The organism is Vibrio breoganii, from assembly GCF_024346795.1.
GTDB lineage: Bacteria > Pseudomonadota > Gammaproteobacteria > Enterobacterales > Vibrionaceae > Vibrio > Vibrio breoganii.
Window position 1 is genome coordinate 2,729,424 of sequence record NZ_AP024864.1, and the last position, 24,803, is coordinate 2,754,226.

Genomic DNA, 24,803 nt, shown 5'->3' on the forward strand with positions numbered 1-24,803 from the left:
CCTGAGGCCGCGTTTTTTGTTTGTAACTTACAAACCAGTGAGCCCCCGACTCCATCCACAGCATTGCTAAAATCTAAATAAGTGAGTTCTATCAGCAAGTCATGCTCTGAGTGCAGTTTGAGCACATTGAAAATTTAACTATGCCTTTTTATGCATACAGGCGAGTTATTTCTAGATTGGTGTGAATCTAAGGCATTAGAAAGTAAGGGGAAAAATTTTCTTTGGGGCAATAAAAAACGCTTCAGTCAAAAAGTAACTGAAGCGTATGAATTTAAACAAATTCTAATAACGTGAAACAAAAGGTCTGAAAGATGGAACATCTTACCTCTGTACCCTACACAGATAAATTTACCCGATCTGTGACCAAATGCAAACACTTTTTGTAGTTTTTTTTCATAAAAAACCCTTTGCAGGGCTCACCAGTAAAACTCACCGTCTGTACAAAACTCACGCAAAAAAAAGCTGACTTCGTGAGTCAGCTCTCGTTAATGTCCCCTTTTGGTGCAGATAGTGTGTTAGTGCGCTTGATCCCAGTTGTCACCATGACCAGCATCAGCTACCAAAGGCACAGCCAATTCTGCTGCTGCTTCCATTAGATCCTGTATGTTTCTTTCAGTTTCTTGAAGTGCATCCTCACGGACCTCAAAGACCAATTCATCGTGTACCTGCATTAGCATACGAACCTTAGGCTCACCTTGCTGTTGCTCAATCCACTCATCGACAAGCAACATTGCTTTTTTAATGATATCTGCAGCTGTGCCCTGCATTGGTGCATTGATTGCAGCGCGCTCTGCCGCCTTACGGCGCATACCGTTTCTTGAGTTAATCTCAGGCAGGTGTAGACGACGACCATACAAGGTTTCAACATAGCCCTGCTCAGTGGCCTGACTGCGAGTTTCTTCCATGTACTGCATCACACCAGGGTAACGCTCAAAATAGGTATCCATGTAATGCTGAGCTTCACCGCGAGGGATCCCAAGCTGCTTAGCCAAACCAAAGGCACTCATACCATAGATAAGACCGAAGTTGACTGCCTTAGCACGGCGACGCTGCTCACTAGACACTTCATTAATATCGACACCAATGATCTCTGCTGCGGTTGCAGCATGGATATCTTTGCCTGTTCTAAACGCTTCTAGTAGCGCCTTATCTCCGGATAGGTGCGCCATAATGCGCAGTTCTATTTGAGAGTAATCCACCGCAAGGATCTTCCAGCCATGTGGCGCGACAAACGCCTGACGAATTCTGCGACCTTCTTCATTTCTGATTGGGATGTTCTGTAGGTTAGGATCGGTAGACGATAAACGCCCCGTAGCCGTAACGCCTTGATGGTATGAGGTATGCACGCGACCTGTTGTTGGATTTATCATCTTAGGCAGCTTATCGGTGTAAGTTGATTTCAGCTTAGCTAAACCACGATGCTCAAGAATTAACTTAGGTAGCGGATAATCAAGAGCCAACTCTTGAAGCACTTCTTCGTTGGTCGATGGTGCGCCCGATGGCGTTTTCTTCACAACCGGCAGGCCCATTTCTTCAAATAAGATGGCTTGTAATTGCTTAGGAGAGCTCAAGTTGAACTCTTTGCCTGCCAATTCAAAGGCTTTTGCTTGCAACTCATCCAGTCTCTGAGCAATCTCTTGCGATTGCGTGCCTAGCAGCATGTCATCAATTAACACGCCACGACGCTCAATACGTGATAACACAGGCACCAATGGCATCTCGATGTCTTGGTATACCGAATTAAGCTTTTCGTCCGCCTCAAGAAGTGCATTTAGATGGTTATGCAAACGTAAGGTAACGTCGGCATCCTCAGCGGCATAGGGAGAGGCTTCTTCTAGATCAATTTGGTTAAAAGTCAGCTGTTTTTTGCCCTTACCGGCAATTTGCTCAAATGAGATGCACGGATGCTGCAAGAATCGCAAGGCCAAACTGTCCATATCATGCTTGCCTCCCACGCTGTTATACACGTAAGACGCGAGCATGGTATCAAAGGCAATGCCTTGCATTTCAATATCATAGCGCGCTAGGACTGATGCATCGTATTTGAGGTTTTGCCCTACCTTAGCTTGGGCTGAGTCTTCCAATAGTGGCTTGAGTTGTTGTAGAACCCAATCGCGATCCAGCTGCTTTGGTGCATCTAGATAATCATGAGCAACAGGAACATACGCCGCTTCACCCTCTGCCGTAGCAAAAGACAAGCCCACTAAGTTTGCCACCATGTAATCTAGGCTGTCAGTTTCTGTATCAAAGGCAAACACCTCAGCTTTCTTTAGCTTCTCCAGCCAAAGGTTAAAACTGTCTTCTTCTAATATGGTTTCGTACTGGCTGCGATCGATGGTAATCGCTTTTGTCGGTGTTTCAGCTGTTGATGCCGCTTTACCTGCTCCGTTGCTAATGGCACGACCAGATTTCTCATCCGCTTCTACAACGCCGGTACCGCCCTCTAACAACTCGTTTAGCCAAGATTTAAATGCCATTTGACCATAAAGTGAAATCAGCTGATCTTTATCTGGAGTTGCCTTCACTAGGTCATCCAGAGTCACATCCAACTCAACATCTAGCTTAATGGTTGCCAATTGGTAGGAGAGGTAGGCTGAATCTTTGTGCTCAACGAGCTTTTTCGCCATGGTTTTAGAGCCACGGAACCCCAACGGGGCGATATCATCAAGCCTGTTATACAGGTCATCTAGACCGCCAATGCCTTGCAATAGAGCCGTCGCAGTTTTATCACCAACACCAGGCACGCCTGGGATGTTATCAACCTTATCGCCCATCAGTGCAAGGTAGTCGATAATCAATTCTGGCGGGATCCCAAATTTTTCAATCACACCCTCTCTATCAGAGATAACATTGGTCATGGTATTGATCAGAGTGACATTCTCATCCACTAGCTGAGCCATATCTTTATCGCCGGTACTGATAAGGACTGGCATACCTTTCTTAGAAGCAGCAGAAGATAAAGTACCGATAACATCGTCGGCCTCAACACCTGAAATAGAAATAAGAGGTAGACCCATTGCCTTGATCATATTGTGCAATGGCTCAATTTGGCATCTAAGGTCATCGGGCATAGGTGGACGATTCGCCTTATACTCGGGATACATGTCGTCTCTGAATGTCTTCCCTTTGGCATCGAAAATCACCGCAATGCGCTCGCTAGAAAATTGGCGCATCATGCTTCTTAGCATATTCATCACACCATAAACGGCATTAGTCGGGTGCTCACCGTTACTCATGGTGCCAGGATAAGCGTGAAATGCTCGATAAAGGTATGAGGAACCGTCAATTAGAATCAGCGGATTTTCAGGGATCGTTGCCATGTATAGGTGTCCAACTTAGGTAGAAGGGAATAACTTAGGTATAGGATGCCACGAGTCTCTCTGCTTATCTAGATAACCCTTATTTACGCCCACAAAAATTATCCCTTACCCCACCCTCTCCTGTGGATAAGTTTGTGTGCAAATTATTTACCTGATGAAAAAGCCTGTAGATAAAATCAAAAAATGAAGATTAAAAACCTTAAAATACAACAACTTAATATAGATCTATCGATCCATAATAAGATCTTGGCGTGATCATTGTATGTGGAAAAAAATTTTGAGAGATAAAGATAGAAGGTATTTGTTGCGCAACAAACGCCTGTCAAAGAGTCGACTAACTTTCAGTCAACATGGACTTTCGGAAGTAAAGTCTATTTTCTTGAGGGTTTGGGTAAGGCTCGCACTTTTCGATCCAATAACCATTTCTCAGCAGCAATCGAAGCATAGAAGAAAATTGGTTTCTCGACTTAACCGTTAGCCAAGAATACCCTTCATTCGCAACCCAATGCTCTTGCTCAACTAATAGGCTCTGCGCGACCCCTTTACCTCTCGCCTGCGAATTTACACCGCCAAGCCAACTATAGAAGGTACTACTGTCTTGCTCATATCCAACCTTAAAGCCAAGTAAAGCGCCCTCTTCTTCGGCAACAAGCACCAGCTGCTTTTTATCACCAAGACGCTGAGATAGTGACTCAATACCCTCTGGCTTAGCAAACTCTTGAATACTGCTCATTACCTTTAAGGCTTCTTGCAAAGAGCCTTCACGAACCACAATCGACATATTTCCCCCCTGTGTTGGATATGAATAAACACAAAAGCCCTCATTACGAGGGCCTTAAACGATAACAACTTTATGTGTAGTTATTTTTCTTCAGCTAACCACTCAGCCACATCTTTTGCAAAGTAGGTCAGGATACCGTCCGCGCCCGCTCTCTTGAAGCATAGCAAGGACTCTAGCACCGTCTCTCTCTCTTTCAGCCAGCCATTTTGAATAGCGGCTTTATGCATCGCATACTCTCCAGAAACTTGGTAGGCAAAGGTTGGCACTTGTAGCTCAGTCTTCACTCGGCGAACCACGTCTAGATAAGGCATGCCAGGTTTAACCATCACCATATCCGCACCCTCAGCAATATCTAACGCCACTTCATGCAAGGCTTCATCGCTGTTGGCAGGGTCCATTTGGTAGTTCTTCTTGTCTGCACCCTTTAGGTTGCTCGCAGAACCCACTGCATCACGGAATGGTCCGTAGTAGTTAGACGCGTATTTAGCGGAGTAAGCCATTATCTGAGTATGGATATAGCCCGCTTTTTCCAATGCTTCACGAATTTTACCAATACGACCATCCATCATATCGGATGGTGCAACCACATCTGCGCCAGCTTCAGCGTGAGACAGTGCTTGTTTGATCAGGACAGCTGTTGTTTCATCGTTCAGTACATAACCATCGTTATCAATGATGCCATCTTGACCATGGGTAGTGTAGGGATCCAGAGCAACATCAGTAATGACGCCAATCTGCGGGATATGCTCTTTTAGCAGGCGTACCGCTCTTTGCACCAAACCTTCAGGGTTATGGGCTTCAGCTGCACAAGTGCTTTTTACATCCTGATTCACTACCGGAAACAGTGCGATAGCCGGAACACCCAAGTTGGCGAGCCTTTCTGCTTCTTCTAGCATAAGGTCGATAGATAGGCGTTCAATGCCCGGCATCGATTCTACGGCTTCACGACGGTTCTTACCCATTAGAACAAACATTGGGTAGATCAAATCATCAACGGAGATCTTATTCTCAGCCATTAGGCGGCGGCTAAAATCATGTTTGCGCATACGGCGCATTCTACGTGCAGGGAATGGACTCTGAATAAGTGCGGTCATCGCGCGCTCCTTGTCTAAATCAACTTTGGCAAATCATACCACTAACCACGGGTGTAGGAATGTACGTAACATGAAAAATAGAACGAATGCACATATACTGGGGCACAAATAGCCAACAAATGATGTTTTCTCATGATCGACACCCACGCCCATATCTACGCTAGCGAATTTGACCAAGATAGAGACCAAGTGGTACAGCGTGCTTTGCAACAAGGCATTGACCGTATATTACTACCCAATATCGACCTAGATTCCATAGAGCCTATGCTATCAACAGAGGCAAAGTACCCAGAAGTATGCCGCTCTATGATGGGTTTGCATCCATGCTATGTGGATCAAGATATCAAGCAGACATTAAGCGAAATAGAAGGCTGGTTTGATAAACACAACTTCATTGCTGTGGGTGAGATTGGTATTGACCTTTACTGGGACAAAACGTATCGAGCAGAGCAAGAATATGCCTTTATCACTCAGCTAAACTGGGCAAAAGAGAAAGACCTGCCCGTGGTCATTCATACTCGCGATTCCATCGAAGAAACGCTAGGCCTGCTGAGCAAAGAGCAAGATGGCTCCCTACGCGGCGTGTTCCACTGCTTTGGCGGAAGCATCGAAGAAGCCAAAGCCATTAATGACCTTGGCTTTCACTTAGGGCTAGGCGGTGTATCCACCTTCAAAAATGGCGGTATGGATAAGGTGATTCCTCACTTGGATATGCAATATGTCATCCTAGAAACAGACTGTCCCTACCTTGCTCCAGTGCCTCATCGCGGCAAGAGGAATGAACCTGCCTATACACAGTTAGTTGCCCAGCGCGTGGCTGAACATCGAGAGTTAAGCATTCAAGAGGTAGATAACATTACCACCAGCAATGCAATCAAGCTGTTCAACCTATAAGGTTGCTATAGATATAAAAAAATCCCCAATGCTGGGGATTTTTTTATATCTGATAATTAGCGGCAATCATTAAGACTCTTGCTCTTCTTCCTCGTCTGGACGGGTATAGAAGCGAGCAAAGAACAGACCAACCTCAAACAAAAGAAGCATAGGTATCGCGAGTAATGTCTGAGAAATAATGTCGGGAGGTGTCAGCATCATACCGATAACAAAAGCGCCGACAACAACAAACGGTCTTTTCGCTTTTAGCGTTTCAACATCCGTTGCGCCAGTCCAACATAGCAAGATAATCGCAACCGGCACCTCAAACGCAATACCGAAGGCCAAGAACAGCGCCAATACGAAATCGAGATAGCTTGAGATATCGGTGGCAAACTCTACTCCCCCAAGGGAAATCGCAGTAAAGAAGCCAAACACTAATGGGAATACCACGAAATACGCGAACGCTACACCACAATAAAACAGTAGCGAACTAGAGAACAGCAATGGCATTACCAAGCGTTTCTCATGCTTATACAGGCCCGGTGCTACAAACGCCCACACCTGATAGAGAATAAACGGCACTGCAACAAAGACAGACGAAATGAGTGTCAATTTCAGTGGTGTGAAGAACGGTGACGCAACATCCGTCGCAATCATCGTCGCCCCTTCAGGCAATCGGTCGATTAAGGGAGCGGATACAAACTCATAGATATGGCCGGAAAAATAAATCAGGCACAGAAATACGACCATTACAGCGCCAATAGCACGCAATAATCGGGTACGTAACTCAATCAGATGACTCATCAATGGCTGGTTAGAATCAACCGAAGACATAGAAACCTCTATAAATAACAAAAGGGGCGAATGTGCCCCTATTGATTAATCTTGTGACTTAGGAGAAGGCGACTCAACAGAGTTTTCTGAGGACTTGTAAGGTTGTTGAACGCTTTTAGCTGCTTCTTTTAACTCTTCGACAGACTGGCGCAATTCAGGAGACATATCCTGCATTCCCATCTTTTCTGCCTTCTTCAGATTTTCCTGAAGCTCATGAATTTTAAGCTCATGATCCAGCTCATCTTTAACATTACTTGCCATAGATTTAGCTGAGTTAACAAAGCGAGCAACACTACGAATAGCCACAGGAAGACGCTCGGGTCCTAATACCACCAACCCCAATACAGAGATCAGTATCAGTTCCCAAAAACCTATATCGAACACGGTTTAAACCTGCTCTTTATCTTTTTGCTTTTCAGTGCTCTGCTCTGCTGATTTCGACTCAGAAGTGTTCTTTTCAGAGATATTCTTCTGTTCAAAATCTGCATCTTTTGCATCTTTCGCTGCAGCGTCTTCATCAGACATTGCTTTCTTAAAGCCTTTAACTGCAGAACCCAAATCGCCGCCAATACCGCGAAGCTTTTTGGTACCAAATAACAGAACCACGATCACAGCAATGATCAGAAGTTGCCAAATACTAATTCCACCCATGTGTTATTACCTTTGTTTCCATTCTATAAATAATTACTTGCGGTAAGTGCGCCAGCTTAAAAGCCAAGCCAACAATCCGACCCCGCCAACCACTGAAGAAATCAATGGGTTATCACTAACATAAAGTATGGACGAGCATACGATAAATGTAGCGCCTATTCCAAACATAAATTGGCCAGTGGCGTGTTGTCTCTTCGTTTGTCGATATCCCTCATATAAATGCTCGACTTTTCTAGACAATTGCTTGCCATGCCTAAGGTTGTCGTACAGCAGCTCAGGCAATTCAGGAAGCTTTTCTGCCCAAAATGGTGCTCTCTCTTTAAGTGAGTTGATTACCGCCTGCGGGCCGACTTGCTCGCCCATCCACTTTTCAAGAAATGGCTTAGCCGTCGCCCATAGGTCTAATTGAGGGTATAGCTGTCGGCCTAATCCTTCTACGTAGAGAAGGGTTTTCTGCAACAACACCAATTGTGGCTGAACTTCCATATTGAAGCGTCGCGCGGTGTTGAACAGATTTAGTAGCACGTGACCAAACGAAATCTCGCACAATGGCTTGGCAAAAATAGGTTCACACACCATACGAATCGCAAACTCAAATTCTTGTACATTGGTGTCTGCTGGAACCCAGCCTGAGTCCACATGCAGCTGCGCAACTTTACCGTAATCACGATTGAAGAACGCCAAGAAGTTTTCCGCTAGATAGCGCTTATCATCGGCATTGAGCGTGCCCACAATGCCACAATCTAGGCCAATCCATTGCGGATTTTCAGGGTGTGAATACTGGACAAACACATTGCCTGGGTGCATGTCGGCATGGAAGAAACTGTCTCTAAATACCTGGGTAAAGAAGACTGTCACTCCGCGTTCAGCAAGCAGCTTCATGTTGGTGCCATTCGCTTCAAGTCCTTCAATATCAGAGACTTGAATGCCATAGATACGCTCAGACACCATGAGATTCTTGCTGCTTAAATCAACCACAACCTCTGGAACATACAGCTCTTCGCTGCCTTCAAAATTACGGCGAAGTTGCATGGCATTGGCTGCTTCACGGCGTAGATCGAGCTCATCCAGTAGCGTCTTCTCGTATTCAGCCACCACCTCGATAGGTCGTAGTCTACGAGCCTCTGGTGCAACTTTAGCCAACAATTTCGCCATACGAAACATAAGCTTAACGTCGGCATCAATGATTGGGCGAATATCTGGACGAATGATCTTAAGTACCACTTCTCGGCCTGATTCTTTCAGCTTAGCGGTGTGTACCTGTGCAATTGACGCTGATGCTAGGCAATCAATATCAAAGTCATCAAACCATTTTTCAATAGGGCCGCCTAGAGCCAGCTCGATGTGCTTCTTCGCAAGGTGACCATCAAATGGCTCAACGCGGTCCTGCAACAAGGCAAGTTGATCGGCGATATGCGGAGGAAATAGGTCTCGGCGCGTAGACATCATCTGCCCAAACTTAATCCATACCGGCCCCAACTCTTGCAAGGCAAGACGCATTCGATGACCTAGCTCTTTCTCTGGATGCTTATTCTTGATCCAAAAGAGCGCCTTTCGCGCTAGTCGTGGAAATTTCGCCAGTTCATGCTCAGGGATAAGCTCATCTAAGCCATATTCCAATTGAACTCGAGTAATAAGATAAAGGCGCTTTAGCTCAGAAGGAGTCATTCGGTTTCCATTAGACGCGATAAGCGTTGTTCTAAAGAGTGTAGTTTTGCCTGAGCGTCATCGACCTGGTCACAGAAACTGGCGACGGCCAACGGCGATGGCGCCAACTCCCACTCTTCTGTAATGGCATGCTTAAGATGCGTCGTGTGCTTACGAGCATTGCGCTGAAAAAACGACAAACCGTTCTTAGCACCAGTAACTAGGGTATGTGCTGCCACATCTCCCAGCACTTTGGAGAGAATCTCAGCCACATCGGGCTTACTCAATTGCATTAGAGTCGCGAATTGCTGTCCTACCTGCATATCTCCAGAAACTGACAGCTTATCTTTCTTGAATAAGTCATTGATATTGGCTTGCTGCTGTAAATCTCGCAAAGCCGTTAGGCTTAGCGTGAGCTCGCAATCCGGCGTCCCTTCAAATTCAGCCAACACATCAACCTGCTGGCTGCACACAAAGATTAGGCTTTTATTTAACTCTTTGATATTGAGTCGAATAATAGAGCCCTTTAAGCGAGCCAATTGCTTTTGGCTCTCCGGTTGCTCTTTTATCAAGGCATTGAATGAGGTTTCAACAGCGGCTGTCACTAAGGCATCAATTGGCATTTTGGCATCCCACTAAAATTTGTAACCACGGTGCAATGCGACTATGCCGCCTGTCAGGTTGTAGTAGTTCGTCTGCTCAAAGCCTGCCTGTTGCATCATGCCTTCAAGGGTCTCTTGATCTGGGTGCATACGAATCGACTCCGCTAGGTAACGATAACTCTCTGAATCGTTCGCTATGATGTCACCCATCTTCGGCAGGATGTGGAATGAATAGGTATCGTAGATCTTAGATAATGGGTCCAAGACTGGCTTAGAAAACTCAAGCACTAGTAAGCGACCGCCTGGCTTCAATACGCGATACATAGAGCGTAGAGCCTTGTCTTTGTCTGTTACGTTGCGCAGGCAAAAACTAATGGTGATGCAATCGAAGTAATCATCAGGAAACGGCAGTTCTTCTGCGTTGGCTTGAACATAATGAACATTGCCGACAACGCCAACATCTCTTAGCTTGTCACGACCTACGTTCAACATTGAGTTGTTAATGTCCGCTAAGATCACGTGCCCATTATCACCCACAATGCGCGAAAACTTAGCTGTTAGGTCACCAGTACCGCCACCGAGATCCAATATGCGCTGCCCAGGGCGAGCGCCACTGCAGTCGATGGTAAAGCGTTTCCACAAGCGATGAACACCACCAGACATTAGGTCGTTCATCAGGTCGTATTTGCTTGCTACCGAATGAAATACCTCTGCTACTTTAGTGACCTTGTCATCTTTGGCGACAGTCTTGAAACCAAAGTGAGTAGTGTCTTGCGAGGCTTGATCTTGGGGTTCTTTAACGCTCATATCCATGTTCTATCTCTGAAGTCGTATTCCAAACGAGGGCTAGTGAAAGTGTATTCACGACGAAAGCCGCCCGGCTACGCTAGCAAACTGCATTGCAAACGAATGGCCAAGTTTACTGCATACATCAGCGCTTGTCTTTGCTGAAGTCTCTCACAGACTCATAAGGTTTGCATAAGTGTGAATAGATGCACCACAGCGAGTGGAAATACACGGCCAAACCAAGCAAATTGTATATTGGCGCATACCCACAAAGGCTATAGACTGAGCCCTCTTTTATCTTTTCCTTTATTTAACACTTTGAGTCATTCATGAACGAACGCAAAGCGCTTATATTAGGACTCAGTGCAGTCCTTCTGTGGTCTACTGTTGCCACCGCATTCAAACTCACCCTCGCTGAGTTTACGCCAATCCAGATGCTAACCTGTGCCAGCATAGTCTCTGCGATTGCCCTATTGCTTGTTTGTGTCTATCAAAAAAAGACTCATACCATCGTCGGAACCTTTGTCGCAAATCCACTTTACTACTTGATGTTAGGTCTGATTAATCCCCTCGCCTACTATCTGATCCTGTTTAAGGCCTATGACCTTTTACCCGCTTCGCAGGCACAACCGATCAATTACAGCTGGGCCATTACCCTCACCTTGATGGCGGCCGTATTTTTGGGACAAAAGATTCGAACTCAAGACTGGATTGCTTGTACGCTGGGCTATTTAGGTGTGGTGGTCATTGCAACACAAGGGGATGTGCTGGGCTTGCAGTTTGAGAGTCCGCTAGGGGTTGGTTTAGCTTTGTTGTCTACCCTGCTTTGGGCCGGTTACTGGATCTTGAACGCCAAAAATAAAGCCGATCCGGTCATTGCGGTACTGCTTGGTTTCCTAGTAGCGATTCCACTCACCATAGCGCTCTCTATTTGGGAAGGCGCCGCTTGGGATATCAGCACTAAAGGTTGGCTAGCGGTGACTTACGTTGGCCTGTTTGAGATGGGGATTACCTTTGTTTTATGGCTGGGTGCACTAAAAGCCACACAAAACACCGCAAGGATCAGCAATCTCATCTTTATCTCTCCGTTCATTTCCCTGATCTTGCTATCGCAAATCTTAGGAGAAGAGATTCATATCTCAACCTTACTCGGTTTGGTATTGATCGTTGCTGGACTGGTTATCCAGCAACTTAAACGTAAGGCTGCTTAACTATTTTCGCGCGAGTTTATGATGGGCACGAGAAAAGTGCCCAGCACAAAACGCACCAACAATAGAAAGCTCACCAGCAAGACAAAGGGCAGCGGCAACCTCGGCTAGGGCCTGTGATTTTCCGTTGCCATGCAGTCCCATCAGGTCTAAACACGCCTTTTGACTTGGTAATCCAGTACCACCACCCACAGTTCCTACCATTAGGTTGGGTAAGGTCACACTGGCATACAAATCGCCATTTCTGTCCACTTCCAATCGTGTCATACCGACCGCAGATTCAGCCACACATGCGGCATCTTGGCCACACGCGATATAAAGCGCAGCCAATGCGTTGGCATAATGGGCATTGATACCAATAGTGCCACTTAGCGCTCCACCGACCGTTGTTATCTGCGCAAACTGCATCATCTTCTCAGGGGTGGTGTGTAGGTACTTTTCGACTAATTCTGCTGGAATGTGCGCCTCTGCCGTCACCTTTTTACCGCGAACACTGCGCAGTGTTTGGGCGTTGGCTTTTTTATCCCCAGATAGATTTCCATCAAGGAAGGCGTGCTCTGGTTCAACTGGCGTATGTGCCATGATGTACTCAAGCACCGCATTAGTGGCAATCGTGACCATGTTCTGGCCCGAGGCATCACCGGTAAGGAATTCAAATACTAGGTAAACATGGTTACCTTCAATGCTGACACTGATATCTGTTAACTTGCCGTGAGAGGTGGTTTGTTCGGCAATAGACTTAAAGGTGGCATATTGAGTCACAACCCAAGCGACAAACTGCCCTGCTTCACTAATATCAAAGAAGGCAAACGCTGGTGTACGAGTCACACCCTCATTAAGAAGCATAGCCGTAGCGCCACCAGCAGCAGTGAGCAATTGAGAACCGCGGTTATAGGATGCCACTAACGCAGCCTCTGTGGTGGCTAGAGGAATCAGAAAGTCATCGCGAGCGAATAAGCCATTGATTCGCAATGGGCCAGCCATACCCACGGGCATTTTTATTGTGCCAATGAAATGCTCAATGTTCTTTGAGTACTCCAACATGTGCTGCTGAGTATGCTCATCTAAGAGATGTTTCTGAGAATCAGCATTATCAAGAGAGTCCCAACGTCGCAGGACATTCTTCTCAGTCAAATACGGGCTCTTCGTTAACTTTCTTTTGGGCGTATCAAAGTGAGGTTGCAAAGCCTCATTACGAAGTGAAGGGTCAAGCTCAGAACTGAGAGATGAGGTGTAATCACTGCGATGTAGATTTAATTTAGGCATATTTCTCACTTTGGGGGTTATCACAATTGCTAAACAGATCCCTGAGCCGATTCCTTCCTTAGCGCAATCTTATTTTAGTCGTACAAATAGCTTTGCCGAGCAGAATACGAACATTCCCCTCCAATTACAACGCAAACCAGATTCAAGGGTACTCCAGTGGCAATGATTTGACTCATTGAGTGAGTAAATGTAACTAAGCATTTCTGCCTTCGTATATTGCGTTTCCGTTTAAGATTTAATCGAATTCGCGTACAAATCATACAAATATATAAATCTTGCAGCAGATCAAACTTTCGTCATTGGTTCGTGAAATATGCGTGAGATCGAACAGGTTTTACCAGAATGATGTTTGTTTTGCTGATGAAGAAGTCGTAACTTACTCGCTAAAGAAAGCGCTTTCACGAGCGATACTTCTTTTAGAAACCCTACGAAACAAACACAAAATAATTAATCGGTTCTTAAACCTACGCTTCAAAAAAGAAAGCGCTTTCATACTTTCTTCATTGAAGTGTAACAACGAGGAATAGAAGATATGTTAAAGAAAACTGCAGTGGCATCACTTGTAGTCGGACTGTTAACTACAGGAGCGACCTTCGCCAATACAGAAATCAAGCAAGGTGGCGAGATTACTATACCTGCGATCGGCACTGGTTTTGTTGAAAACTTTAACCCTTACACCCAAAAAGATATCGTTGCTGGTACCATGTACGAGCCACTATTCATCCATAACGGTAAAACTGGTGAGATTGAGCCTCGTATCGCTGAATCTATCACACAATCTGAAGACCTAATGACCATCACTATCAAGGTTCGTCCGAATCTAAAATGGTCTGATGGCAAACCTCTAACAGCAGAAGACGTTGCTTATAGCTACACACTGACTAAAGACAACAAAGCGTTTGACGTTAAAGGTATGTGGAGTGGCTACACTGAAAGCGTAACAGCAACTGACGACACAACTGTTGTTATCAAGATGGCTAAAGCGGATTCTACTTTCCTTTGGGGTCTAAAAGATTACTACATCGTTCCTAAGCACGTATGGAGCGGAGTAGAAAACCTAACTACCTTCACTAACCCTAATCCTGTTGGTAACGGTCCTATGACTGAGGTTGCTCTTATGACTCCTCAGCAAATCAAACTTTGTCGTAACCCTCATTACTGGCAAGCAGAGCAAGGCCGTCCATACCTAGATTGTATTACTGCGCGTTCTTACAACGATAACTCGCAAATCCAAGCTGCGCTTATGAAAGGCGAAATCGATTGGGCATCTAACTTTGTTGCTGACATCGATAAAACCTTCGTTGACCGCGATCCAGAGAACAACCACTACTGGTACCCAGCGAACGATGCAATCCAACTTTACCTAAACACTAAAAAAGCTCCATTGGATGACGTCAATGTACGTCGTGCACTTTCTATGGCACTTGACCGTGAAACTATCGTTGATATCGCAGCTTACGGCTACCCAACACCTAACCACTACATGGGCGGTCTAGGTCAGTACTTTGAAGCGTACGTAAACCAAGATATCGAGAAGAAATTCGCGAAATACTCTACTTACAACTTTGACGAAGCAAACCGTCTTCTTGACGAGGCTGGCCTAAAAGACACCAATGGTGACGGCATCCGTAACATGCCAGGCGGCGAAAACGTTGAGTTTGATATCGAAGTAGTAAGTGGTTGGACTGATTGGGTACAAACCGTGCAAATGGTTTCTGAGTACTTCGAAGAAGTTGGCGTGAAAGCAAACGTTAAGACTGTTGACTGGTCTGTATACGACAAGAACTTGAAAGAAGGTGGCTACGACATCTCTATCAACTGGTCTAACACCAACAACGCACACCCAATCCAAGCATACCAAGACTACTTCTCAGCGAATGCTGTAGGTAAAGCTTGGCACGCAGGTCACGGTGTATTCTCACAAGAGATCTCTGACAAGATTGATGCATTTACTCAAACTACAGACGTGAAAGTTCAGACTGAGATCCTAAACGAACTACAAGAGTTTGCAGCAGAGAATGTTGCGTTCATTCCTCTATTCTCTAACCCAACATGGTTCCAATACCGTACTGAGAGAGTTGTAGGCTGGCCGGATGCTGAAAACCCATACATCCACCCTAACTACTACCAAGCGGACAAAAAAGTGAAGATCCTAGATCACCTTCACGCAAAATAATTAAAACCCACTGAGGACTACCTTTCCGGTAGTCCTCCATTCTCAGGAAAGACCTATGAATTTTGTACTCCGTAGATTTAGCTTCTATTTGACGGCGTTCTTTGTCGCAATAACATTCAACTTTTTCTTACCACGCATTATGCCTGGTAGTCCAGTTGATGCTTTATTTGCGGCTGCCGGTGGTAAAATGGACATGGCCCAAATGGATGCGGTAAAAGAAATGTACGGCTTCGTTGATGGTAGCCTATTCGAACAATACCTCGCATACATTAAAAGTGTGTTCACTCTAGACCTTGGCCCATCGGTTTTGATGTTCCCAACTGAAGTAACGAAAGTAATTGGCATGTCCCTACCTTGGACCATGTTCCTAGCCCTTGGCTCACTTATTGTTGCTCTAATCATTGGCGTTAGTATCGGCACCTACGCTTCTTACCGTCGTGAAGGCCTATTTGGTCAAATCGTTCCACCAGTGTTGGCATTCATCAGTAACTTCCCTTACGTCGTTACAGCACTACTACTATTCTACATTTTTGCTCTACAGCTAGAAATGTTCCCTCTGGGTTACACCTATGACCCAATGATTACTCCAGGATTTACTTGGGAGTTCATTAGCAGCGTCGCAACACACGCCGTACTTCCAATGGGCTCGATGATTCTTGTGGGCATCGCAACATGGGTATTCAACATGCGTAACGCAATGATCAACGTATTGGGTGAAGACTACGTGACCATGGCTGAAGCAAAAGGTCTATCAAGCTTCCGTGTTATGTATCGTTATGCAGGACGCAACGCGATTCTTCCAGTAGCAACAGCGATTGCAATGGCAATTGGTTTCTCATTTGCGGGTTCAATCCTTACAGAGGTTGTATTCAACTACCAAGGCCTTGGCAACATCCTACTGAAGGGCATCACAGCACGTGATTACCCACTAATTCAAGCAATCCTACTGATTTTGGTTACTGCAGTACTAACAGCAAACTTCATTGCTGACCTACTGTACGTTTGGCTTGACCCTCGCATTGACGATTAAGGTTTGATAATGAAAAAGTTAACTGCACATATTGATACGTCCGAGTTCCCTACAGGTCGTGCGCGAGGTCTAGCAACGACACTGCGCAAGCTTAAAGGGACTCTACAAGACTTCTTTAACGGAAATCCACCGGCAATTATTGGTACTTTCCTAATTACTATCATCTTAGCTGGTGCACTTTTCTCACCAGTACTAGTAACACACGACCCTGAGCGACGCGTAGCTCGCGCTCACTTAGAGCCAAGCGCTGAACATATCATGGGTACGACGCGTAGTGGTCGCGATGTATACAGCCAAGTGTTACACGGTGGTAAGAAATCGCTAACTGTTGCTCTGTCTGCTGGCATTATTGCAATGACTCTTGCTGTAGCAGTTGGTGTGACTTCTGGCTACCTAGGTGGCAAAGTTGATGAGTGGATGAACTTCGTCACTAACGTATTCTTGGTTTTCCCTCAGCTACCGCTGCTAATTGTACTCGCCGCCTTCCTCGGACAGGTCAGCTCATTAGTCATAACCTTGTTACTCGGACTCACATCCTGGCCATGGGGGGCACGTGTTATCCGTTCGCAAACCATGGCACTAAGACACAAAGAATACATCATCTCAGCTGAGGTAATGGGTGAGTCAAAGATTCGCATCATCCTTGTAGAGATTCTACCAAACCTAACGTCTATCGTTTTCGGTGGTTTCCTTGGCGCAGTTATCTACGCAATGGGCGCAGAAGCAGGTCTAGGCATCCTTGGTCTAGGCGACTCAACAGAAGTGAGCTGGGGCTCAATGCTGTACTGGGCACAAACTTCAGCGGCTCTTTATACTGGCGCTTGGTGGGAAATGATTGTTCCAGCTCTTGCTCTAGCAATCACAGGTGGTGCACTAGCACTAATCAACATGTCGATTGACCAAGTAAGTAACCCGAAACTGAAAACTGGTGCTCATATGAAGCTATGGGCGAAAATGAAGAAAGACGCTGACAAACGTCGAGGCCTAGCATGAACCAACAACCTCTATTAGAAATTAACAACCTATGTGTTGATTACGTGTCGCCAAACGGTGTTGCACGTGCAGTAAACAATGTCAGTCTAGAAATCAAACCAGGCGAAACCTTGGGCATCGCAGGTGAATCAGGCTGTGGTAAGAGCACGCTAGCATTTGCTATCGCTCGACTACATAAAGCACCAGCGTTGATCTCTGAAGGCGAAATCCTTTACAAGGGCACAGACATTCTGAAGATGAATGACAAGGCGCTGCGTGAGTTCCGTTGGAACGAAACCTCAGTGGTATTCCAGAGTGCAATGAACTCTTTGAACCCAGTAATCACTATTGGTGAGCAGCTTACTGACGTGATTCTAGCGCACAAGAGAGTCACTCTAAAAGAAGCTCGTGAAAAAGCCGTTGAGCTGCTAAAGATTGTAGGCATTCATGGGGATCGTCTATCGAGCTTCCCACACCAACTATCAGGTGGCATGCGTCAACGTGTGGTCATCGCGATTGCTCTAGCACTTGAACCAAAGCTGATCATTATGGATGAGCCTACAACTGCGCTTGATGTGGTAGTAGAACGCGAAATCCTAAATGAACTGTACGACTTAAAAACAAAATTTGGCTTCTCTATTTTGTTCATCAGCCATGACTTGAGCTTGATGGGTGAGATTGCAGACCGCATTGGCGTGATGTACGCAGGTAACCTGATTGAAATTGGTGAAGCTGAAAAAGTATTCCGCGACCCAGTTCACCCGTACACCAAAGGCTTGGTTTCTTCATTCCCAAGTATTCACGGTCCTAAAACACGCCTACACGGTATCCCAGGTAACCCAGTTAACCTGCTTAAGATACCTCAAGGTTGTAACTTCCAAGACCGCTGTAGCGAATGCTTCGCTGACTGTATGAAGACTGAACCGCAGCTTATTGAAGTGCTTCCACACCACCATGCTGCATGTAACTTGCTGTAATTGAGAAGAAAAGGGAAAACTATGCAAACTAATACCCCTGACGTAATTCTTTCGATTAAGAACCTAATCAAAGACTTTCCTGTTGGTAGCAGCAAGAAAAAAGGCGCCTACATGCGCGCCGTTAATGATGTGTCATTTGACCTTTGTAAAGGCGAAGCTCTGGCTATTGTTGGTGAGTCTGGCTCAGGTAAGAGTACTGGCGCTCGCGTTCTAACCCGCATCTATGAAGCCACAGGTGGCGACATTGAGTTTAAGGGTCAGCCAATTGATCAGTACATCAAAGAAAATGGCAGCCTAGAGTACGCTCGTCAGGTTCAGATGATCTTCCAAGACCCGTTTGGCTCTCTAAACCCAGTGCACTCTATCTACCACCACATTGCTCGCCCACTACAGATCCATAATCGTGTAGGCAAAGAGAACATTGATACCTTGGTATACCAACTGCTTGAGCTAGTCGGTCTATCACCAGTAGTGGAAACTGCCGATAAATTCCCTCACGAACTCAGTGGTGGTCAGCGTCAGCGTGTTGCTATTGCTCGTGCAATTGCGGTTGACCCAGAAGTTATCTTGGCCGATGAGCCTATTTCAATGCTAGACGTGTCCGTTCGCTTAGGTATCTTGAACCTAATGTCGGACCTAAAAGACAAGCACGGCATCTCGTTTATGTACATCACTCACGATATTGCCACTGCTCGCTACTTTGCTGAGAAAACTGCGGTAATGTATGTAGGCCACATGGTTGAGTGGGGTAACAGTGACAAAGTGACACAAACGCCTCAGCATCCGTATACGCAGCTATTATTATCTGCGGTACCAGAGCCTGGTCGTGGTGGACGACGTGAACTGGACGCGAAGAAGGGTGAGATTCCTCTTTGGAAACCAGAAAGCGTAGGATGTCCTTTTGCACCTCGCTGCCCTAAAGCAAGCGAGCAGTGTGACAAATCATTCCCAGAAATTAGACAGTTGGCAGATGATCACTTTATCCGTTGCCATAACTACGAATAATTCAGACAGATAGTTTTCTTCTCTGAGATAGATAAGATTAGAACATGATTACGATAAAAGAAGTTGCCGAATTTGCCAAAGTGTCTCAAGCCACGGTATCCCGTGTTTTGAATAACCACAGCACAGTAAAAGAGGCGAACAAAGAGAAAGTTTACAATGCAATCAACGAGTTAGGGTTTCAACCTAACTCCATTGCCAAGGCTTTGGCTTCTAATCGTTCTAATAGTATCGGTGTTTTAGTAGGGGCCTTAGAGGGCTCCTTCTTTGGCAACCTTATGAAAGAAGTAGAAAAAAAGACTCGCGATGCCAATCTGCATTTGATCGCAACCTGCGGTCATATGGATAAAAAGGTTGAAGCTGAGTCTTTGCACTTCCTTGATTCTAGGCGCGTCGATGGGCTTATCGTTCATGCCGACAAACTGGAAGATGAAGACCTAATCAAGCTAGCTAAACATGACCGTCCATTAGTGGTCGTCAACAGGCACATTGAAGAGATTTCAGAGCAATGCTTTTATATCGACAATGAGCTGGGCGGTTATCTTGCATCTAAACACCTTATTGAGTTGGGTCATCGCCATATCGGTATCATTACCGGTGATATGGATAAAATGGACTGTCGAGAGCGTTTAATCGGATATCACAGAGCCATTAAGGAAGCGGGTATCGAACCGAGTATGGACTACGTCTATCACGGTACTTACGAGACGGAAAGCGAGCTAAACAAAAGACAGGCAAAACAACTCCTTGATGAGCACCCACAAGTTACCGCTGTCCTCTGCCAAAATGACAATATCGCAATGGCTACCTATGACGAGTGCGATCGAAGAAACCTGGTTGTTGGCAAAGACATATCCGTTATTGGTTTTGATGACAGTGTTTACTGCCGTTACATTCGACCGACGCTGACCACAGTAAACTATCCAATTAGAGAAATCGGCATCAATGCAACCAACATGCTGTTGAATCAGCTAAATGGAAGCAAGCTACCTGTGCAAAAACGCTTCAATCCTGAACTAGTGAAGCGCAACTCTGTTCACTCAATTATTTAATGAATAAAGGGTCTATATCAGAGGCTACTACCTCGGATATAGCGATATAAAAACAATAGCGTAAAAAAGTAAGCGCTTTCAAAAATCCTAAAAGGGCCTGAAATATGGAACACAATACTCTACAAGACGTGGATGGAAAGTTCGTCAACCTTGATGGCGAACGCTACTACAAGATATCCAATGTCGACCACATGAACCCATTTTTTATCAGTGTCGTTTCAGCAAGCGATCACTGGCTGTTCATCTCTTCTACAGGTAGCCTTTCTGCTGGTCGTATCCGCCCAGAAAACGCTTTGTTCCCGTACAAGTCAGTGGACTATATTCATGAAAGCGCCGAAAACACCGGTGCAAAGTCGATCTTTAAAGTAAAAACCAGTTCAGGTGCTTCTTTATGGGAACCGTTCAATACCTTCCATGATGGCCTGTATCAAGTAGAGCGTAACCTCTACAAAAACAGCATCGGTGACAAGATTATCTTTGAAGAGATCAACCACTCTTTGAAGCTACAATTCCAATACAGCTGGAACACCAGTGAGCAATTTGGCTTTATCCGCCAATCACAATTAACCGATCTTTCTGGCGATGACCGCGAGATTGAGCTGCTCGATGGCCTGCAAAACCTATTGCCACCAGGTGCCCCTTTAGGTGCCTTGCAAACAAGAAGTGCCTTAGTTGATGCGTACAAATGGAATGAGCGTCAGCAAGGTTCTCCTTTAGCGCTATACACCATGTATGCAAAACTCAGCGACCGCGCAGATCCTGCAGAGTCCCTACTTGCAACGACTGTATTTAGCCTTGATGATGACGCGAATCAGATCCTACTGACTAGCACGCAAATCGCCGCATTTAGAAAAGGACTGCCAATTCAGGACGAGACCTTAACTAAGGGTCAACGTGGTAGCTACCTGATTCATAAAACAATTAAGTTAGAAGGCAATCAAACAAACTCTTGGGTTATCGCCGCTGACATCGACAAGAACCATAGCGATATTACTGCACTGAATACTCAGATTGCGGTGCCTAACGATATTCGCAAACAAGTCCTTTCAAGTATCGAAGATAACCAAAAAGAATTGGTCTCTTTGATGTCAGGTGCCGATGCATGGCAGCTAACAGCAGAAGAAAGCACCTCTGTTCACCACTACGCTAACGTACTGTTCAATAACATGCGTGGCGGCGTAGTCGAAAACAACTACACCTTGGATAAAGCCGACGTAGTAAAAACCATGCGTAACGCTAACCAAACGGTAGTAGCAAAGCATCAAGGTTTCTTTGCTGAACTTGCCGATAGCTTTACTCACGCAGAATTAGTCTCTCGTGCAAAACAAACAGATGATCAACAACTTGTTCGCCTTGCCTATGAGTATCTGCCGTTAACGTTTGGCCGTCGTCATGGTGACCCAAGCCGTCCTTGGAACCATTACGAAATCAAACTCAAAGATGAGCAAGGCGATCGCCTGCTGTCTTATCAAGGCAACTGGCGTGACATCTTCCAAAACTGGGAAGCGATGGCACTCAGCTACCCTGGCTTCATCAAATCATTCATCGCTAAGTTTGTTAACGCATCAACTGTTGATGGCTTTAACCCTTACCGCATTACTAAAGATGGTATTGATTGGGAGCTTCTTGATCCAGAAGATGAGTGGAGCAACATTGGCTACTGGGGTGACCATCAGATCATCTACTTGCTTAAGTTCCTAGAACTAGCCAATAAGTTTGAACACGACGACTTGATCGCGCTGCTAAATACAGAGACGTACAGCTACGCGAACGTACCTTACGAAATTTGTGATGTGGATGGTTTGTTTGCCAACCCGAAAGATACTGTTAATTTTAACAACGAAAAACAGTCTCTGATCGAGCGCAAAGTGGCTGAACTAGGCAGCGATGGTAAGTTAGTTCTAAACAGCGATGACTCTGTTTACATGGTTAACCTACTAGAGAAAATCTTAGTTCCTCTACTCTCTAAACTAAGCAACCTAGTGCTTGATGGTGGTATCTGGCTAAATACTCAACGTCCTGAGTGGAACGATGCCAATAACGCCATCGTTGGTAATGGCTTGTCTATGGTTACGCTTTACTACATGCGTCGCTATGTATCTTTCATGCAGCAAATGCTTGCTGAAGCTCCTCAGTACACGCAACTATCAACTCAAGTACGTGATTGGATGGTCGCAATTGAAGCTATCTTAGCCGACGCTGAAACCTCTATCACTGCAGGCGAAGTAACCCCTAAGCTAAGGTACGACGTTCTTGTATCACTAGCGCAAGCAGCCGCTGATTATCGCAACAATGTATACCCTACTGGTAGCTTTGGTAGCAAAGAAACCGTAGATACGGCAGAGATCAGCAAGCTACTGAACGTAAGCTTAACGGTTCTCGATAAGAGTATTCGTAACAACCTTCGTGAAGATGGTCTGTACAACGCCTACAACATTATCTCTTACGCAAAAGACAGCGTGACAGTAGAAGAACTGTACCCGATGCTAGAAGGTCAGGTAGCGGTATTGAGTTCTGGTCTTCTTGAGCCTCAAGAAACTAAGCAATTGTTAGACAAGCTGTACGCTAGTGACATGTACCGTCAGGACCAGAAGAGCTTCATGCTTTACCCTGATCGTGACCTAACTCCATTCATGGAGAAAAACCAAGTCACCAAACAGCAAATTGCTGACTCTAGTCTTCTGAACGCAATGGTAGAAAAGGGTGATAAGCGCCTTGTTCAACAAAGCACAGCTGACAACTTCCACTTTAATGCGAGCTTTGAAAACCGTGACTACTTAAATGCAGCTATCAATAGCGTCAAGGGTGACTACCCAGAGGCAACAGAGGCTCAGTGGCAAGAGATCAACGCCCTTTACGAACAGGTATTCAACCACAAGGCCTTTACTGGTCGCTCTGGTACCATGTTTGGTTATGAAGGCTTAGGTTGTATCTATTGGCACATGGTGTCCAAACTACTGTTGGCGGTGCAAGAGAACTACTTACTAGCGCTAGAGCAAGATGCTGATAGCGAAGTAACCAAAGCCCTTGCTGATTACTACTACCGCGTTCGTGAAGGTATTGGTTTCAACAAGACAGCAAGCAACTATGGTGCCTTCCCTACTGACCCATACTCGCATACCCCTAAACAAGCGGGCGCACAGCAACCGGGTATGACAGGACAGGTAAAAGAAGAGATCATTACTCGCTTTGTAGAGCTTGGTATTGAAGTCAAAGAGGGAGCGATTCAGTTAAACCCTTCACTCCTTAACAGCAGTGAGTTCTTGAATGAAGCTGTAACCTTTAGCTACCTTGATCTTCAGGGCGAAACCAAAGAGATCCCTCTAACCGTTGGCCAACTAGCCTTCACTTACTGCCAAGTGCCGTTTGTGTACCAAGTTGCATCTGATAGCGAAACCTCTGTTGAGGTCATCTATGAAGGTGGTTCGGTAGTAGCAATGCCAAATAGTGGTCTAACCGCTGAGGTGTGCCAAGAGCTATTCAGTCGTTCTGGAAAAGTCTCTCAGGTACGCTGCACAGTGGCGAAGGCGGCTCTGCGTAGCTAACAAAAACCATTGAAAAACAAAGGCCTCAGCACAATGCTGAGGCCTTTTTTGTTTGCCATGATCCAATTGCTTATTTACTTGTACAAAGCTCTGAACTAAAGCCAGAAAAAGTCTTTGGAAGCAGAGGGTTATCAAGCTCTATCTGCCTGCGAGATAACAAATTCATATCGGTAACCGTCTGACCATAATGCTTATCAAACAAGGCTCTCAACGCACCACTATTACGGCTCTGTTCCAAACCATTATTTATCTTAGTCGCGAGCTGCTCTTTTTCAGGGTGCACATAGAAAACCAATGGAAATGGATAGTAGAGCATCATGGATGGCTCGATGACTAACCCTTCAAATTGCTCAGCAAATTCATGATAAATCGCCTGCACTTCGTTGGCCCCGAGAGCGACATAATCACATAAGCCCAATTGCAGATCAGCAAAGATGGTATCCAAAGAACCTTGCTCAAAGACTTGATAGCCGTTGCTACGAAATAAATCGGCATCAGCCCAAGTTGCAGGAATTCCCGCCTTCAAGCTTTTTAAATCATCTTCAGTGATACCCGAAAATGTGCTGACATCTTGACGACGAACAATCAGGATTCGATGCCCAAGCAATCCCATGCACAAGGGGTGATTCACGGGTAAAAAGGCATGCGGATCAAACTTAGTGTTCCCAGCAACAGTTACCAGAGCATCAGCGCCTAGATTGAAGATATTGCCTTCGTCTTTAGCGTCAGGGTAATCCGTTAAGTCATTGCTGACCTCAGTTGTACCTAAAGCAAGTTGCAGTACCTCAAACTCATGTTCTTGACGAGAAGGTGACTTATTTCCATTCCAAAAGCTGATCATTTCTGTTCCCAAGCAAAAAATTTTCTTTCTCCAATTATCGCAAAAGTAAGCGCTTTCTTGTGTGATCTATCAGGGTTATCAGAGACTTAATTTGAGAACCTTCTTCGATATGCTAAAGGGGCATAAAAATGGAAAGTTAAATT

General features: G+C 45.4%; 20 protein-coding genes. 9 read left to right on the plus strand and 11 right to left on the minus strand.

The window, feature by feature from the left end:
- Window positions 1–515 precede the first annotated feature (515 nt).
- The 3 genes from polA to hemB form a co-directional block, all read right to left on the minus strand.
- Window positions 516–3,320, minus strand: coding sequence for a DNA polymerase I (gene polA, locus OCU35_RS12685; RefSeq protein ID WP_261825457.1), 2,805 nt, complete (start codon window positions 3,318–3,320; stop codon window positions 516–518).
- A gap of 334 nt (window positions 3,321–3,654) precedes the next feature.
- Window positions 3,655–4,101 (minus strand): GNAT family N-acetyltransferase, encoded by a 447-nt coding sequence (locus tag OCU35_RS12690; protein WP_102501719.1) that lies wholly within the window; start codon window positions 4,099–4,101, stop codon window positions 3,655–3,657.
- A gap of 80 nt (window positions 4,102–4,181) precedes the next feature.
- Window positions 4,182–5,195, minus strand: coding sequence for a porphobilinogen synthase (gene hemB / locus OCU35_RS12695; protein ID WP_017029339.1), 1,014 nt, complete (start codon window positions 5,193–5,195; stop codon window positions 4,182–4,184).
- Window positions 5,196–5,327: 132 nt separating this feature from the next.
- Between hemB and OCU35_RS12700 the strand changes: the two genes are divergently transcribed.
- A complete protein-coding gene (locus tag OCU35_RS12700) occupies window positions 5,328–6,089 on the plus strand; it encodes a TatD family hydrolase (protein WP_017029338.1) in 762 nt (253 codons plus the stop codon).
- Between the two features lie 69 nt (window positions 6,090–6,158).
- Here OCU35_RS12700 and tatC read toward each other — a convergent pair whose 3' ends face one another.
- Genes tatC through ubiE form a run of 6 tightly spaced genes read right to left on the minus strand, consistent with a single transcriptional unit; the run spans window position 6,159 to window position 10,612 of the window.
- The gene (tatC, locus tag OCU35_RS12705; protein ID WP_017029337.1) at window positions 6,159–6,905 is read right to left on the minus strand and encodes a twin-arginine translocase subunit TatC; all 747 of its coding nucleotides are present in this window, start codon (window positions 6,903–6,905) and stop codon (window positions 6,159–6,161) included.
- Window positions 6,906–6,950: 45 nt separating this feature from the next.
- Window positions 6,951–7,289 (minus strand): Sec-independent protein translocase protein TatB, encoded by a 339-nt coding sequence (gene tatB, locus OCU35_RS12710; protein WP_017029336.1) that lies wholly within the window; start codon window positions 7,287–7,289, stop codon window positions 6,951–6,953.
- Between the two features lie 3 nt (window positions 7,290–7,292).
- Complete coding sequence (tatA, locus tag OCU35_RS12715; RefSeq protein WP_017029335.1) at window positions 7,293–7,556, minus strand: Sec-independent protein translocase subunit TatA; 264 nt, start codon at window positions 7,554–7,556, stop codon at window positions 7,293–7,295.
- A gap of 33 nt (window positions 7,557–7,589) precedes the next feature.
- Window positions 7,590–9,224, minus strand: coding sequence for a ubiquinone biosynthesis regulatory protein kinase UbiB (gene ubiB / locus OCU35_RS12720; protein ID WP_017033023.1), 1,635 nt, complete (start codon window positions 9,222–9,224; stop codon window positions 7,590–7,592).
- Window positions 9,221–9,826 (minus strand): ubiquinone biosynthesis accessory factor UbiJ, encoded by a 606-nt coding sequence (locus OCU35_RS12725; protein ID WP_017242689.1) that lies wholly within the window; start codon window positions 9,824–9,826, stop codon window positions 9,221–9,223. Before OCU35_RS12725 ends, ubiB begins: the two co-directional genes overlap by 4 nt.
- A gap of 12 nt (window positions 9,827–9,838) precedes the next feature.
- Window positions 9,839–10,612, minus strand: a complete 774-nt coding sequence (gene ubiE, locus OCU35_RS12730; RefSeq protein WP_017029332.1) for a bifunctional demethylmenaquinone methyltransferase/2-methoxy-6-polyprenyl-1,4-benzoquinol methylase UbiE — start codon at window positions 10,610–10,612, stop codon at window positions 9,839–9,841.
- Between the two features lie 308 nt (window positions 10,613–10,920).
- Between ubiE and OCU35_RS12735 the strand changes: the two genes are divergently transcribed.
- The gene (locus OCU35_RS12735; protein ID WP_119009458.1) at window positions 10,921–11,802 is read left to right on the plus strand and encodes a DMT family transporter; all 882 of its coding nucleotides are present in this window, start codon (window positions 10,921–10,923) and stop codon (window positions 11,800–11,802) included.
- On the opposite strand, the gene OCU35_RS12740 is transcribed toward OCU35_RS12735, so the two are convergent.
- Complete coding sequence (locus OCU35_RS12740; RefSeq protein ID WP_261825458.1) at window positions 11,803–13,065, minus strand: hydroxymethylglutaryl-CoA reductase; 1,263 nt, start codon at window positions 13,063–13,065, stop codon at window positions 11,803–11,805.
- A 532-nt stretch (window positions 13,066–13,597) separates the two neighbouring features.
- On the opposite strand from OCU35_RS12740, the gene OCU35_RS12745 reads away from it, so the two are divergent.
- The 7 genes from OCU35_RS12745 (at window position 13,598) to OCU35_RS12775 (ending at window position 23,819) form a co-directional block, all read left to right on the plus strand.
- Complete coding sequence (locus tag OCU35_RS12745; protein ID WP_102555717.1) at window positions 13,598–15,241, plus strand: ABC transporter substrate-binding protein; 1,644 nt, start codon at window positions 13,598–13,600, stop codon at window positions 15,239–15,241.
- A gap of 55 nt (window positions 15,242–15,296) precedes the next feature.
- Window positions 15,297–16,271: an ABC transporter permease gene (locus tag OCU35_RS12750; protein ID WP_017029328.1), complete on the plus strand. Its 975-nt coding sequence runs from the start codon at window positions 15,297–15,299 to the stop codon at window positions 16,269–16,271.
- A gap of 9 nt (window positions 16,272–16,280) precedes the next feature.
- Complete coding sequence (locus OCU35_RS12755) at window positions 16,281–17,264, plus strand: ABC transporter permease (protein ID WP_017029327.1); 984 nt, start codon at window positions 16,281–16,283, stop codon at window positions 17,262–17,264.
- The gene (locus tag OCU35_RS12760) at window positions 17,261–18,220 is read left to right on the plus strand and encodes an ABC transporter ATP-binding protein (RefSeq protein WP_017033026.1); all 960 of its coding nucleotides are present in this window, start codon (window positions 17,261–17,263) and stop codon (window positions 18,218–18,220) included. Before OCU35_RS12755 ends, OCU35_RS12760 begins: the two co-directional genes overlap by 4 nt.
- A 21-nt stretch (window positions 18,221–18,241) precedes the next feature.
- A complete protein-coding gene (locus OCU35_RS12765) occupies window positions 18,242–19,225 on the plus strand; it encodes an ABC transporter ATP-binding protein (protein WP_017029325.1) in 984 nt (327 codons plus the stop codon).
- A gap of 44 nt (window positions 19,226–19,269) precedes the next feature.
- Window positions 19,270–20,274: a LacI family DNA-binding transcriptional regulator gene (locus OCU35_RS12770; RefSeq protein WP_261825459.1), complete on the plus strand. Its 1,005-nt coding sequence runs from the start codon at window positions 19,270–19,272 to the stop codon at window positions 20,272–20,274.
- Window positions 20,275–20,378: 104 nt separating this feature from the next.
- Entirely contained in the window at window positions 20,379–23,819 is a 3,441-nt protein-coding gene (locus tag OCU35_RS12775) for a hypothetical protein (protein ID WP_261825460.1), read from the plus strand.
- 70 nt (window positions 23,820–23,889) lie between these two features.
- On the opposite strand, the gene OCU35_RS12780 is transcribed toward OCU35_RS12775, so the two are convergent.
- On the minus strand, window positions 23,890–24,660 hold the full coding sequence (locus tag OCU35_RS12780) for a substrate-binding periplasmic protein (protein ID WP_102334650.1): 771 nt from the start codon (window positions 24,658–24,660) through the stop codon (window positions 23,890–23,892).
- Window positions 24,661–24,803 lie beyond the last annotated feature (143 nt).